Raw genomic sequence first — 14,160 nt, 5'->3', positions numbered from 1 at the left:
AAACCGGACCCTCCCCTTCTCTGTACCGGAACCCCGCTGTTCCGCCACAATGTGCGACGCGTCGGCGATAGTGCGCCGGCGCGTCGCACATTCGCTTCCCCGGGGGAATAGCTTGTCCAGTTCCGCTCCGCCGCCCGCTCCTGCCCGCAAGGGCGCCAACGCGGCCCTCAGCTGGTTGGTCAGCATCGGCTTCAACATCCTGGCGCCGATCTTCATCTACAACCACTTCCACGGCCACACCAGCGAGTACCTCGCGGTGCTGCTCTCCGGCCTCGGCCCGGTCATCGACGTCGTGATCTACCTGGTCTGGCACCGCCGGGTCGACGAGTTCGCGGTGGTCTCGCTGGTCTTCGTCGCGCTCACCCTGATCGTCTCCTTCATCGGCCCGCACGACGCCAAGCTGCTGCTCGCCAAGGACTCGGCGATCACCGGCCTGTTCGGGGTGCTCTGCCTGGTCACCCTGCTCGCGCCCAAGCCGCTGATGTTCTACTTCGGCCGCAAGTTCGCCACCGACGGCACCGCCGAGCAGATCGCCTGGTGGAACGGCCTGTGGCAGTACGAGGGCTTCCGCACCGTGCAGCGCAACCTCACCATCGGCTGGGGCGTGGGCTTCCTGCTGGAGGCGGCGATCCGGCTGGTCTGCGTCTACACGCTGCCCCACGGCCAGGTGGTCACGGTGAACAGCATCCTGCCCTACGCCTTCACCGGTGCGCTGGTCTTCTGGACGATGTCGTACGCCAAGCGCTCCCGCGCCCGTGGTGAGGCCGCCCGCGCGGCGCTGGCGGCCCAGTGCGAGCCGGGCGCCACCGCCTGATCTTCACCCGCGCCACCGGCGAGGCGTTCACGAACAAGCCGGTGGCCGCATGCCAACGCGGTGTGACCGCGCCGATCCGGTTGGTCTCGTCGAATACGGAGGGACCAACCGGCTCATGCATTTTTCACAGATTTCGCGTAGCCTCCGGAACCGTCTGTCATCCGATCGGAAGAACGCCCAGAGCCGGGAGGCCCGCCACGTGATGCCAGGGATCGCCACACAGGAAACCATCCGCCCAGGAACGACCGCCGGCGCGCAAGCCCCGATCGGCCAGCCCAGCGGTGAGGCCTTCCTGCTCGTGGTGGACGACGAGCCGAACATCCGCGAGCTGCTCTCCGCCTCGCTGCGGTTCTCCGGCTTCCGGGTCGAGTCGGCCGCCACCGGTGAGGAGGCGCTGGCCGCCATCGCCGAGGAGCGGCCCGACCTGGTGGTGCTCGACGTGATGCTGCCCGACGTGGACGGCTTCACGGTGGTGGAGCGGCTGCGCGAGCAGACCCGCCGCCAGCAGATCTCCAACCCGGCCGGCCTGGCCGCCCGCCCCGGCCGTCCCCGCCCCTCCGAGCACCTGCCGGTGCTCTTCCTCACCGCCAAGGACGGCACCGAGGACAAGGTGCACGGCCTGGCCGCCGGTGCGGACGACTACGTCACCAAGCCGTTCAGCCTGGAGGAGCTGATCGCCCGGATCCGGGCGATCCTGCGCCGGGCCGGCGGACCGGCCGAGGACGGCCGCCTGGTGGTCGCCGACCTCACCCTGGACCCGCTGGCCCACGAGGTCACCCGGGACGGCCGCCCGGTCTCGCTGTCGCCCACCGAGTTCAAGCTGCTGCACTACCTGCTGGCCAACGTCGGCCGGGTGGTCTCCAAGGCGCAGATCCTCGACCACGTCTGGGCCTACGACTTCGGCGGCGACCTCAGCATCGTCGAGTCCTACATCTCCTACCTGCGCCGCAAGTTGGACGCCGGGCCGGAGCACGGCCCCAAGCTGATCCACACCGTGCGCGGCATCGGCTACGCGCTGCGCCGCCCGCCCCAGCAGAACCAGGACTGACCTGGTGCGGCGACTGGCCCGGGTGCGCGGGCGCGTGCTGAAACCGCTCTCGCTGCGGGCCAGGCTGCTGGCGCTCACCCTGGTGCTGGTCGCCGCCGGTCTGGTGGTCAGCGACCTGGTGGTGCTCGGCACCGTGCGCAACCAGATGACCAGCCGGCTCGACCAGCAGCTGGAGCGGGTCGGCACCCCGCTGGCCCACCGCAGCGGCCAGCACGGTGCCGGGCCGTCCAGCTCGCCGTTCGCCGTCGACAACTCGGTCACCACCCGCCGCAACCCGCTGACCGGCATGCTGCCCAGCCTCTACGAGGTGCGGATGCTGGCCGCCGACGGCAGCGTGCTGCGGACGATGCGGCAGCCGATGACGCCCTCGGACCCCGGCCTCCAGCTGCCGCACTTCACCCCCGACGAGCTGACCGCCCACTGCGGGCAGGCGTTCGAGGTACCGGGCCAGAGCGGGGACGGCGACGACCCCTGGCGGGTGCTGATCCTGCCGGTGGACCGGCCCGCCCCGGCCTCCGGGACCGGCAAAGCTTCTGGGAACGGCGGCTCCTCCGCCTTCGTGGTGGTGGGCGCCTCGATGGACGAGGTGGACTCCACGGCGGACAAGCTGGGGGTCGCCTTCGTGGCGATCGGCGGCGCGGTGCTGGTGCTGCTCGGCGGGGTCGGCTTCTTCGCGGTGCGGGCCGGGCTGCGCCCGCTGCGCCTGATCGAGAACCGCACCGCGCTGATCGCGGCCGGTGAGCTCTCCCAGCGGATGCCCGAGCTGCCGACCTCCACCGAGGTCGGGCGGCTCGCACTGGCGCTCAACGGCATGCTCGACCAGATCGAGTCGGCGTTCGCGGCCCGGGCCGCCTCCGAGGCGAGGATGCGCCGCTTCGTCGCCGACGCCTCGCACGAGCTGCGCACCCCGCTGGCCGGGATCCGCGGCTTCGCCGAGCTCTACCGGATGGGCGCGCTGCGCGAGGAGGCCGACGTCAAGCGGACCATGGGCCGGATCGAGGCCGAGGCCCAGCGGCTCGGCGGCCTGGTCGAGGACCTGCTGACGCTGGCCCGGCTCGACGAGGAGCGCCCGCTCGACCTGGCGCCGATGGACCTGCGCACGCTGGCCGCCGACGCGCTGCACGATCTGACCGCGCTCGACCCGAGCCGGCCGGTCTCACTGACCGGCCCCGGCGGCACCGGCGCGCCCGGCGCCGCGCCGGTGCTGGGGGACGAGGCGCGGCTGCGCCAGGTGGTCAGCAACCTGGTCGGCAACGCGGTCAAGCACACCCCGCCGGGCACCCCGGTGCGGATCGGGGTGGGGTCGGTGAACGGCTCGTGCCTGCTCGAAGTGGCCGACGCCGGACCGGGGTTGACGGATGATCAGGCGGAGCGGGTGTTCGAGCGGTTCTACCGGGTGGACGCCTCGCGCAGCCGGCTCGACGGCGGTGGCGCGGGCCTCGGCCTGGCCATCGCGGCAGCCCTGACCCGCGCCCACGGCGGCGAGCTGACCCTGGAGACCGGGGCCGGCGCGGGCGCCGTCTTCCGTGTCGCGCTGTCGTCGGCGACAGGCTCCTGACCCGCGCTGTCGTCGGCGACAGGCTCCTGACCAGCGTCTTCACACCGCTGTGAGCGGTTTAACAGCACCCCCGCCGCATCGTGCTGATGGTGTGTAGGTCATACTGTTCGCAGACCTTGTGAAAGTGTTCACGTTCACAAGCTCACTAGCTTGACCTGCCTTGGTGCGGTTTGCGACAAAGCGCACCTTTGCCGGTTAAGTGAGGCAGGATTCTGGTGAAATCCGGTCAGAACGGACAGCCGTCCGCTCCGGGGCCGGGCGGCGATCAGCAGGGAAGAGGCCGAGGTGGAGCTGGCAATCGCTCACGAGACCATCGCCCGATGGCAGTTCGGGGTCACCACCGTCTATCACTTCCTGTTCGTGCCGCTGACCATCAGCCTGGCCGCGATGACCGCCGGGCTGGAGACCGCCTGGGTCCGCACGGGGAAGCAGAAGTACTTCCACGCCACCAAGTTCTGGGGCAAGCTCTTCCTGATCAACATCGCCATGGGCGTGGTGACCGGGATCGTGCAGGAGTTCCAGTTCGGCATGAACTGGTCCGACTACTCGCGCTTCGTCGGTGACGTCTTCGGTGCCCCGCTCGCGATGGAGGCGCTGATCGCCTTCTTCTTCGAGTCCACCTTCATCGGCCTGTGGATCTTCGGTTGGGACAAGCTGCCGAAGAAGCTGCACTGCGCCTGCATGTGGCTGGTGTCGATCGGCACCATGCTCTCCGCCTACTTCATCCTGGCGGCCAACTCCTGGATGCAGCACCCCACCGGCTACCGGATCGACCCGGTCACCGGACGGGCCCAGCTCACCGACATCGGCAAGGTGCTCTTCCAGGACACCACCCTGGTCGTGGTCTTCCACACCCTCACCGCCGCCTTCCTGACCGGCGCCGCGTTCATGGTCGGCATCGCCTCGTACCACCTGTGGAAGGCCAAGCGCCGCCCTGAGCAGGTGGACGGCCGCAAGGTCGCCTCGATGCGCACCTCGCTGCGGCTCGGCCTGGTGATGGCCGTGGTCGCCGGCCTGGGCACCGCGGTCAGCGGTGACACCCTGGCCAAGGTGATGTTCGAGCAGCAGCCGATGAAGATGGCCGCCGCCGAGGCGCTCTGGAACACCGAGCAGCCCGCCCCGTTCTCGATCTTCGCGATCGGCGACGTCACCAAGGGCCACAACTCGGTCGAGCTGCAGATCCCCGGGATACTGTCCTTCCTCGCCAAGAGCAACTTCACCGACGCGGTGCCCGGCATCAACGACACCGCCGCCGCCGAGGCCGCCAAGTACGGCGGCAGCCCGCACGACTACATCCCGAGCGTCTTCGTCACCTACTGGGGCTTCCGCCTGATGATCGGGTTCGGCATGACCTCCTTCGTGGCCGGGCTGATCGGACTCTGGACCACCCGCAAGCGGCGGTTCCTGGCCCCCGAGTTCCGCACCGGCGACGACGAGCCGCCGCGCCTGATGCTCACCCCCACCCGGGAGATGGGCCCGCTGCTCACCAAGTGGAGCTGGCGGATCGGCATCCTGACCATGGGCTTCCCGCTGATCGCCAACAGCTTCGGCTGGATCTTCACCGAGATGGGCCGGCAGCCCTGGAGCGTCTTCGGCCTGCTGAAGACCGCCAACTCGGCCTCGCCCAACGTCAGCGTCGGGACCCAGATCGGCGCGTTCGTCACCTTCACCGTGCTCTACGCGATCCTCGCCGTGATCGAGGTCCGGCTGCTCGCCAAGTACGCCAAGGCCGGCCCCGACGTCGACGAGCAGCCGCCCGCCAAGGACCCGGTGCTGCGCGGTCCCGGCGCGGACCAGGACGCCGACCAGCCGATGGCCTTCGCCTACTGAGCCCGGAAGGGAACTCGCCATGCACCTTCACGACGTCTGGTTCGTGCTGATCGCCGTCCTGTGGATCGGGTACTTCTTCCTGGAGGGCTTCGACTTCGGAGTCGGCATCCTCACCAAGCTGCTGGCCCGCGACCGTTCCGAACGCCGGGTGCTGATCAACACCATCGGCCCGGTCTGGGACGGCAACGAGGTCTGGCTGCTCACCGCGGGCGGCGCCACCTTCGCGGCCTTCCCCGACTGGTACGCCACCCTGTTCAGCGGCTTCTACATCCCGCTGCTGATCATCCTGGTCTGCCTGATCGTGCGCGGCGTCGCCTTCGAGTACCGCCACAAGCGCAGCGGCGACGCCTGGCAGAACGGCTGGGAGCAGGCGATCTTCTGGAGCTCGCTGCTGCCGGCCTTCCTCTGGGGCGTGGCCTTCGCCAACATCGTGCACGGCGTCGACATCGACCAGCAGAAGAACTACGTCGGCACGTTCTGGGACCTGCTGAACGGCTATGCGATCCTCGGCGGCCTGGTCACCCTGTCGCTCTTCGTCTTCCACGGCGCGGTCTTCACGGCGCTGAAGACGGTCGGCGACATCCGGGTCCGGGCACGGGCGTTGGGGCTTCGGGCCGGACTGCTGACCGCCGCGCTGGCGGCCGCGTTCCTGATCTGGACCCAGGTCCACCAGGGCGACGGCTGGAGCCTGGCGGCCCTGGTGGTCGCGGTGCTCGCCCTGGTCGGCGCGCTCGCCACGCTGCGGATCGGCCGGGAGGGCTGGGCGTTCACCCTCTCCGGGCTGACCGTGGTGGCCGCCGTCGGCATGCTCTTCCTGGCGCTCTTCCCGAACGTCATGCCGTCCACGCTCAACCCGGCCTGGAGCCTGACCGTCAGCAACGCCTCCTCGACCGCGTACACGCTCAAGGTGATGACCGTCGTGGCGGCCGTCTTCACGCCGCTGGTGCTGCTCTACCAGGCCTGGACGTACTGGGTGTTCCGCAAGCGGATCGGCGTGCAGCACATTCCGGTCGAGCACTGAGTTCCGGTTAGTGAGCGGGGAGTTGACGTGAAACCGGTGGATCCACGGCTGCTGGCCGAGGCACGGGCGGCGCGGCTGTTCATGGCGGCCACCGTGCTACTGGGTGCGGTGGGTGCCGCGCTGACCCTGGCACAGGCGACGCTGATCGCGGAGATTGTCGTCCGATGCTTCCAACACGGCCAGGACGTGCGGGCGTTGGCCCTCCCGCTGGGGCTGCTCGCGCTGGTGGCGCTCGGCCGAGCGGGCGTCGCCTGGCTCACCGAGCTGGCCGCGCACCGCTCGGTGGCCCGGGTCAAGTCCCGGCTGCGCGGGCGGCTGGTCGAGCACGCCACCGCGCTCGGCCCGGCGTACCTGGCCGGCCGCCGCACCGGTGAGCTGGTCACCCTGGCCACCCGGGGCATCGACGCGCTGGACGACTACTTCGCCCGCTACCTGCCGCAGTTGGCCCTCGCCGTGGTCGCCCCGGCGGTGCTGCTGGCCCGGATCCTCGGCGCCGACTGGGTCAGCGCCGCGATCATCGTCGGCACGCTGCCGCTGATCCCGCTGTTCATGGTGCTGATCGGCTGGGCCACCCAGGGCCGGATGGACCGTCAGTGGCGCTCGCTCGCCCGGCTCTCCCACCACTTCCTCGACGTGGTCGCCGGATTGCCGACTTTGAAGGTCTTCGGCCGGGCCAAGGCCCAGGCGGCGGCGGTCCGCAAGATCACCGACGACTACCGCCAGGCCACCCTGCGCACCCTGCGCCTGGCCTTCGTCTCCTCCTTCGCGCTGGAGCTGCTGGCCACCATTTCGGTGGCGCTGGTCGCGGTGTCGATCGGCTTCCGGCTGGTGGACGGGTCCATGGACCTGGAGACCGGCCTGCTGGTGCTGATCCTGGCGCCCGAGGTCTACCTGCCGCTGCGCCAGGTCGGCGCGCTCTACCACGCGAGTGCGGAGGGGCTGGCGGCGGCGGGCGAGGTGTTCGCGGTGCTGGAGACGCCGCTGCCGTCGGCGGGTGCGGTGCCGGCGCCCTCGCTGGAGGGGGCTTCCTTGGTGATTGACGGGGTGACGGTTTGCTACCCCGGGCGGGTGGAGCCGGCCGTCGACGGGGCCGACTTCTCGGTGGCGGCGGGGCGGACGGTGGCGCTGACCGGGCCCAGCGGCGCGGGGAAGAGCACGCTGCTGGCGGTACTGCTGGGGTTCGTCGCCCCGTCCGCCGGGGCGGTCACGGTAGTCGCGGCCGACGGGCGGGCGTATCCGTTGGGGTCGCTGGACCTCGCGTCCTGGCGGGCCCAGATCGCCTGGGTGCCGCAGCGCCCGCACCTGTTCGCCGGCACCGTTGCCGAGAACGTCCGGCTGGCCCGCCCCGAGGCGTCGGACGCGCAGGTCGCTGACGCTCTGCGGGCGGTGGGCGCCCTCGGGTTCGCCGCACCGGACACCGTGCTGGGGGAGGGCGGCACGGGGCTCTCCGCCGGGCAGCGGCAGCGGCTCGCGCTGGCCAGGGCGCTGCTGGCCGACCGTCCGCTGGTGCTGCTCGACGAGCCGACGGCCAACCTGGACGCCGAGAGCGAGGCAGCGGTGGTCGACGCTGTGCGGGCGCTCGCCGCCGACCCGCGCCGCACCGTACTGCTGGTCGCCCACCGCCCGGCGCTGCTGGCGCTGGCGGAGGAGAGGGTGGCGGTGGGGGGTGCTCCGGTGGCGGCTGTTGCGGTTCACGCTGCTGTTGGCGCGGCCTCACCAGTTCCTCCCACTCCCTCCGAGCCCGCCTCCGGCGCCCCGCTGCCTTCCTCCGGTACCCCGCTACCCGCCTCCGGTACCCCGCTGCCTTCCTCCGGCACCCCCCTCCGCAGGCTCTCCCGGCTGTTCCGCACCGCCGAGGCCGGGCGCCCCCGGCGGCGGTTCTGGCTGGCCGTGCTGCTCGGCTCGCTGGCGCTCGGCTGCGCCATCGCGCTGCTCGCCACCTCCGGGTGGCTGATCTCCCGGGCTTCGCAGCACCCGCCGGTGCTCTACCTGATGATGGCGGTCACCTCGGTGCGCGCCTTCGGGGTGGGGCGCGGCTTCTTCCGGTATGCCGAGCGGCTGGTCTCGCACGACGCCGTGCTGCGCACCCTGGGCAGCCTGCGGGTCACCGTCTACCAGCGCCTGGAGCGGCTGGCGCCGGCCGCGCTGCCCGCGTTCCGGCGCGGCGACCTGCTCTCCCGGCTGGTCGCCGACGTCGACTCGGTGCAGGACTGGTACCTGCGCTGGCGGCTGCCCGCCTGCGTGGCCGGTGTGGTGTCGGTCCTCGTCTCCGTCGGCCTGGGCCTGCTGGTGCCCGCCGCCGGGGTCGTGCTCGCGCTCGGCCTGCTGCTCACCGGGGTCGCCGTGCCCCTCCTGGCCGCCCGGTCCTCCTCGCTGACGGAACGTCAGCAATCCCCCGCACGCGGCACGCTGGCCACCGCCGTGGTGGATACCTGCACCGGTACCGCCGAACTCACGGTCGCCGGGGCGCTGCCGAGCCGCCTGGCCGCCGTCCGGGCCGCCGACGCCCGGCTGACCCGGCTGGCCGCCCGCTCGGCCGGGACCACCGCGCTCGGGGCCGGGCTGACCGCACTGCTCACCGGGCTCACGGTGGCCGGGTGCGCGGCGGTCGGCGTGCAGGCGGTGGCCGGCGGCCACCTCTCCGGGCTCTTCCTGGCCGTCGTCATCCTCACCCCGCTCGCCGCCTTCGAGGCGGTGGCCGGGCTGCCCGCCGCCGTCCAGGTGCGCGAACGCAGCCGGGCGGCGGCGGAGCGGCTCACCGACGTCCTCGACACCCCGGACCCGGTGGTCGAGCCCGCGTACCCCGCGCTCCCTCCGGCCGACCCCTTCCCGCTCGCCGTCCGCGGCCTGCGCGCCCAGTACCCGGGGCAGCAGGGCCACGCCCTGGACGGCGTCGACCTCGACATCGCCGCCGGTCAGCGGATCGCGGTGGTCGGCCCCTCGGGCTCCGGCAAGACCACGCTGGCCCAGGTGCTGCTGCGGCTGCTCGACCCGACCTCGGGGAGTGTCACGCTCGCCGCAGCTTGTCCACAGGCTGTGGATAGTCGAACCCTGGACGGCGACGCGGTACGCCGCCTGATCGGCCTCTGCGCCCAGGGCGCCCACGTCTTCGACAGCTCCCTGCGCGAGAACCTCCGCCTGGCCCGGCCCGACGCCACCGACGCCGACCTGCGCGCCGCCCTCGCCTCGGCCCGCCTCCTCGACTGGGTCACCACCCTGCCCCAGGACCTGGACACCATGGTCGGCGAACACGGCGCCCGCCTCTCCGGCGGCCAGCGCCAGCGCCTCGCCCTGGCCCGCGCCCTCCTCGCCGACTTCCCCCTCCTGATCCTCGACGAGCCCGCCGAACACCTCGACCTCCCCACCGCCGACGCCCTGATGGCTGACCTCCTGGCGGCCACGGAAGACCGCGCCACCCTCCTGATCACCCACCGCCTCGCCCCCCTGGCAACGGCCGACGTGGACGAGATCCTGGTGCTGGCGGATGGCCGAGTCGCGGAGCGCGGCAGCTGGGGCGAGTTGATGGCCCGTCAGGACGGCCGGCTGCGCGGGCTGTGGGAGCTGGAGACGATGGGCGAGCGCGCATTGGCGGCTTGAGCTTCGGGTGGGGCTGGATCGTCGGATGCATCCCGCCCTACGGTGGCGCCATGAGCAATCACTCCGAAGAGCCGGTCGCGCCCGTCGAGGCCTATGAACCCCCTTACTACGTCGCCGTGTTCACCGCGGTGCGAACCGAGGACCAGAGCGGCTACAGCGAGACCAACGCACGCATGGAAGACCTGGTGAAGGACATCCCTGGTTACCTGGGGATGGACTACGCGCAGACCCCTGGCGGCCTGGCCATCACCGTCGGGTACTTCCGCGACGCCGATGCCCTCAAGGAGTGGCAGTCCAACGCCGAGCACCGCGCAGCACAGAAGCGCGGCCAAGCCGAGTGGTACCAGAGCTACACGCTCCATGTGGCGAAGGTGGAGCGGAGCCACGGGTTCGTGCGGGCGTAGGTCCAACTGTGCGACCGGCACTGGTCCGCCCGGGTGAGCAGCTGTGCTCCCGATCGAGCGGATCGTTGAGGGGCGTCAGACGGGTGTGCCCAGACGACTTACGAGCTCAGGCGATGTGCCGGTCACCAGAGCAGTCAACCGTCCATCACTGCTGGTCACTTGATCGGTGGCGTACTCGAACCACACGACCTTCCCGGCTCTGGAGGGTTCCCATCCCCACGAGTGCGCCACGTCCGGCTCGACATCCCACTCCTGCGGCACCGGGAAGGAAGCCGTGTCCAGCGGGCTCATCTTCGGTCACCACCCTCCGAGTTGAAAGGTGCGTCATGGGCGGGCGCAGGGTGGAGGCGTCCCGGGGGGGGCGTCCACTCCTCCCCGCCCTCGGGTGGACGCAGGTGGTACGAGTAGACCCCCTCGCCGGGAACGTCCACTATCACGCCGACGGTGCCGTTGATCGTGTCGTGCGCCAGGTCCCCGAGGCGGGGTGTCCAGGGCGCTGCGGGGCCGTTCGCGTCTTGGGAGTTGAGGCGTCGTCCGCTCATGCAACAGACGGTAGGTGGGCGATTACACCTGAATATGAATCCGCGGAATACTGCTATCCGTCCAGGTGGAAGCGGTCGGACATGAGGCGCTGCTCGCATCTGGCATTCGCAAGGCCTCGGGCGCTAGCGGGACGCGGTCAGCTGACCTTCCGCCGCCGGCAGGGGCTGGTCCCGCCCGGTGCGCCGTCGGTAGGCCAGCCAGATGCCCAGCACGGCGAGGGCGGTCACCGGCCAGGTCGAGATGCTCAGCGGGCCGGCGAGCAGCGGGTCGACGAGTCGGCCCGACACCTCGCGGGTGAGCGGCAGCGTGAACTCGTTGAGCGACAGGTGTGCCGCGACGGCCGCCCACACCGATCCGGTGGACAACCGGACGGTGGCGATCACCGTTCCGAGCAGCATCGCGGTCACCACGGCGACGGGTATGCCCAGCAGCACCGAATGGCCGGGGTAGCTTCCGCCGAGCGCCGTCATCGGGACGTGCCACGCCCCCCAGATCGCGCCGCCGATCAGGAGGCCCCGGGTCCTGCCGTAGCGGAGCAGCCGTGGCAACAGGTAGCCCTGCCAGCCGAGTTCCTCACCGAAGTACAGCGGAACGGACAGCAGCGCGCTCAGCACGAGCGGCGCGACGGTGGCGGGCCCGGGCAGGTGCGCGGGGGTGTACCAGCCGACGAGGGTGGCCACGGTCAGGCCGGCGGCGGTGAGGCCGAGCGGGATCGTCAGCGCGACCGCGACGGAGCGGACTTCGTGCCGCCACGGTGTGGCCCTGGCGAGTCCGAGGACCCGCACGGCCTGGCGCGGCCCCCGGCCGCGCGCGGTGAGACCGAACGCAGTCAGCGCCGGCACCAGCATCATCAGGATCATGCACAGCGCTGCGAGTCGCGGCGTCCCCTGCGCGGCGCTCGTCCGGCGGAGGCCGTCCACCCAGAGCGGGATCATGGTGATCCACGCACCGACGAAACTGATCGACAGGAAGAGGATGAGATCGGAGCGGGAGTTGCCCGAAGTGCTCGTTCGTTTCATGGTCCTGACGCTACGAACCGCAGGGCGACCGGGGCGATCGTGCAGGCTCGCCGACCAATGGTGTAGCACGCTCCACTGCGCCGGGAGGCCGAGGAGGGGAAGACTGGCCGCCGTGAACGACTTGTCGATGACGCGAGCGAGCGCGGCGCGTTCGGCCCGTGCCGCCGGGTACTGCGCAACCGTGTTCGTCCGCGCACTGGCCCTGGTCGTGCTGGTGCCCGTCCTCATGTACTCGGCCGTACTCTGCCTGGTCGGCGTGGGTCTGCTCATCCTGCCGCACGAGCTCCGGCTGCTGCGCCGGCTGGCCGACGGCGAACGCGACCGGCTGGGACGGTGGGCGGCGGCGTCCACGCCACCGGCCGGGCCGCACGCGCGAAGGCGCCTGATGGCCGTGCTGTCGGACCCGGCAACCGGCCGCGACCTGCGGTGGGCGGCCGCCATGACGGTCGCCGGCACCGCACTCGGGCTCATCGGCGCGGCGCTGTTCCTGTTCCCGGCGGCCGTGGTCGTGCTCGTCGGCCTGTGGTGGCTGTTCCCCGCGGACGATCCGATCAGGCTGATCCTGAACGTCCCGATCGACAGCTGGGGATCCGCGGTCTACGCCGGGGTGCCGCAGTTCCTGCTGAGCGTGCTGCTCGCCCTGTTCGGCCCGCCGCTGCTCGCCAGGCTGGCGGCGTCCGTGAGCCGGTGGCTGCTCGCCCCCTCGGCCGCCGCGGTCCTCGCCGAACGCGTGTCGACACTGGACCGGACACGCACCGGGGCGATCGACGCGCACGGCAACGAACTGCGCCGCATCGAACGGGACCTGCACGACGGCACCCAGGCCCGGCTGGTCTCCCTGGCCATGCAACTCGGGCTCGCCGAAAGGACGCTGAGCGCCGACCCCGCCGCGGTCGGCCCGCTGCTGGCCCGGGCACGGGAGGGCGCCGAGGAGGCAATGGCCGAACTGCGCGACGTGCTGCGCTCCGTCTACCCGCCGATCCTCGCCGACCGGGGCCTCGCCGGTGCCGTCTCGGCGGTCGTCGCCCGCTGCCCGGTGCCCGCCACCGTCGAACTCGGCGAACTCGGGCAGCCCGGCGGACCCCGCGGACTCGGTGACGTACCGGCGCAGGTCGAGGTAGCCGTGTACTTCGCCATCACCGAGGCTCTCACCAACGTGGCCAAGCACGCCCACGCCGACTCCGTCTCGGTCACCCTGGCCAGGGCCGACGGCACGCTCCGCGCGGAGATCACCGACGACGGCCGCGGCGGAGCAGTCGAGGGCGGCGGCACCGGGCTGCGCGGCATGCGGCAGCGCATCGAGGCAGTCGACGGCGTCCTGCGGGTCCAGAGCCGGCCGGGCGGGCCCACCGTGATCACCGTGGAGTGCCCGTGCGGATCGTGATCGCCGAGGACAACGCACTGCTCGCGCAGGGACTGACCGCGCTGCTGGAGGCCCTGGGGAACGAGGTGCTCGCCACGACCGAGGACGCCGAGTCCTTCGTGACGGCCGCCATCACCCACCGGCCGGACGTGGCCGTGGTGGACGTCCGCCTCCCGCCGTCCTTCACCGACGAGGGCATCAGGGCCGCGCTGCGCGCCCGGGAACACGTCCCAGGCCTGCCGATCCTCGTACTCTCCCAGTACGTCGAGGACACCTACGCCCGAGAACTGCTGGCCGACGGCACCGGCGTCGGCTACCTGCTCAAGGACCGGGTCGCCCGCGTCGACGACTTCGTGGAGGCGCTCCACCGGGTGGCGGCCGGCGGCACGGTGCTGGACCCCGACGTGGTCCGGCAGCTGCTCGCGACGCGCGGCAACCCGCTGTCGCGGCTCACCGAGCGCGAACGCGAAGTACTCGCGATGATGGCCCAGGGATACGGGAACTCCGAGATCGCCGCTCGCCTCGTGGTCACCGAGCGGGCCGTGCACAAGCACGTCGGAAACATCTTCGTGAAGTTCGACCTCCCGCCCGAGGACAGCGGCGACCGGCGCGTCCTCGCAGTCCTCACCCACCTCGGAGCCCCTCAACGCCGATCCCGACGGCCAGGACCGGAAGCCGACTAGGAGAGAAGACGCCTGCAGGCGCTGCGGGAGCTGGAGGTGACGGTGTCGTGCAGCGCGGGCGCGACCGCCCCGCGCCTACCGAAGGCAGCGCCACCCTCCTGATCACCCACCGCCTCGCCCCCTGGCAACGGCCGACATGGACGAGATCTCGGTGCTGGCAGATGGGCGGGTCGCGGAGTGGGGCAGCTGGGGCGAGTTGATGGCACGGGAGGACGGCCGGCTGCGGGCGCTGTGGGAGCGGGAGACGGCTGGGGATCGGGTGGCGCTGCGCGTCGGGTGA

Annotated in this window: 11 protein-coding genes; 10 read left to right on the top strand and 1 reads right to left on the bottom strand. The window is 71.6% G+C overall.

Annotation, left to right across the window (positions count from 1 at the left end; genetic code table 11):
- The first annotated feature begins 112 nt into the window (after positions 1-112).
- The 7 genes from P3T35_RS17550 (at position 113) to P3T35_RS17520 (ending at position 10,272) form a co-directional block, all read left to right on the top strand.
- Positions 113-814 (top strand): VC0807 family protein, encoded by a 702-nt coding sequence (locus P3T35_RS17550; protein ID WP_101380551.1) that lies wholly within the window; start codon positions 113-115, stop codon positions 812-814.
- 202 nt (positions 815-1,016) lie between these two features.
- Complete coding sequence (locus P3T35_RS17545) at positions 1,017-1,862, top strand: response regulator transcription factor (RefSeq protein ID WP_101380550.1); 846 nt, start codon at positions 1,017-1,019, stop codon at positions 1,860-1,862.
- 4 nt (positions 1,863-1,866) lie between these two features.
- A complete protein-coding gene (locus tag P3T35_RS17540; RefSeq protein WP_218976678.1) occupies positions 1,867-3,420 on the top strand; it encodes a HAMP domain-containing sensor histidine kinase in 1,554 nt (517 codons plus the stop codon).
- Between the two features lie 285 nt (positions 3,421-3,705).
- On the top strand, positions 3,706-5,250 hold the full coding sequence (locus tag P3T35_RS17535; protein ID WP_101380549.1) for a cytochrome ubiquinol oxidase subunit I: 1,545 nt from the start codon (positions 3,706-3,708) through the stop codon (positions 5,248-5,250).
- A 19-nt stretch (positions 5,251-5,269) separates the two neighbouring features.
- Positions 5,270-6,271, top strand: coding sequence for a cytochrome d ubiquinol oxidase subunit II (cydB, locus tag P3T35_RS17530; protein WP_101380548.1), 1,002 nt, complete (start codon positions 5,270-5,272; stop codon positions 6,269-6,271).
- Between the two features lie 27 nt (positions 6,272-6,298).
- Positions 6,299-9,868 carry a thiol reductant ABC exporter subunit CydD gene (gene cydD / locus P3T35_RS17525; RefSeq protein WP_101380547.1) on the top strand — a complete coding sequence of 1,190 codons (3,570 nt, stop codon included), beginning with the start codon at positions 6,299-6,301 and terminating at the stop codon, positions 9,866-9,868.
- Between the two features lie 50 nt (positions 9,869-9,918).
- Entirely contained in the window at positions 9,919-10,272 is a 354-nt protein-coding gene (locus P3T35_RS17520; protein WP_101385038.1) for an antibiotic biosynthesis monooxygenase, read from the top strand.
- Between the two features lie 665 nt (positions 10,273-10,937).
- On the opposite strand, the gene P3T35_RS17515 is transcribed toward P3T35_RS17520, so the two are convergent.
- Positions 10,938-11,834, bottom strand: a complete 897-nt coding sequence (locus tag P3T35_RS17515; RefSeq protein WP_180356467.1) for a type II CAAX endopeptidase family protein — start codon at positions 11,832-11,834, stop codon at positions 10,938-10,940.
- Positions 11,835-11,946: 112 nt separating this feature from the next.
- On the opposite strand from P3T35_RS17515, the gene P3T35_RS17510 reads away from it, so the two are divergent.
- The 3 genes from P3T35_RS17510 (at position 11,947) to P3T35_RS17500 (ending at position 14,160) form a co-directional block, all read left to right on the top strand.
- Entirely contained in the window at positions 11,947-13,218 is a 1,272-nt protein-coding gene (locus P3T35_RS17510) for a histidine kinase (protein WP_218976677.1), read from the top strand.
- Entirely contained in the window at positions 13,206-13,880 is a 675-nt protein-coding gene (locus tag P3T35_RS17505) for a response regulator transcription factor (RefSeq protein WP_101380545.1), read from the top strand. The genes P3T35_RS17510 and P3T35_RS17505 overlap by 13 nt, the downstream gene beginning before the upstream one ends.
- A gap of 136 nt (positions 13,881-14,016) precedes the next feature.
- A complete protein-coding gene (locus P3T35_RS17500; protein WP_180356466.1) occupies positions 14,017-14,160 on the top strand; it encodes a hypothetical protein in 144 nt (47 codons plus the stop codon).

The sequence above is a fragment of the Kitasatospora sp. GP30 genome (assembly GCF_029892145.1).
GTDB classification, from domain to species: Bacteria; Actinomycetota; Actinomycetes; order Streptomycetales; family Streptomycetaceae; genus Kitasatospora; species Kitasatospora acidiphila.
Note: the sequence above shows the minus strand (reverse complement) of the source record. Positions and strands in the feature narration are given on the sequence as shown.

Coding starts and splice junctions, on each gene's coding strand:
- P3T35_RS17545 (WP_101380550.1), top strand. CDS start 1,017: ATGCCAGGGATCGCCACACAGGAAACCATCCGCCCAGGAACGACCGCC.
- cydB (WP_101380548.1), top strand. CDS start 5,270: ATGCACCTTCACGACGTCTGGTTCGTGCTGATCGCCGTCCTGTGGATC.
- P3T35_RS17520 (WP_101385038.1), top strand. CDS start 9,919: ATGAGCAATCACTCCGAAGAGCCGGTCGCGCCCGTCGAGGCCTATGAA.
- P3T35_RS17515 (WP_180356467.1), bottom strand. CDS start 11,834: ATGAAACGAACGAGCACTTCGGGCAACTCCCGCTCCGATCTCATCCTC.
- P3T35_RS17500 (WP_180356466.1), top strand. CDS start 14,017: ATGGACGAGATCTCGGTGCTGGCAGATGGGCGGGTCGCGGAGTGGGGC.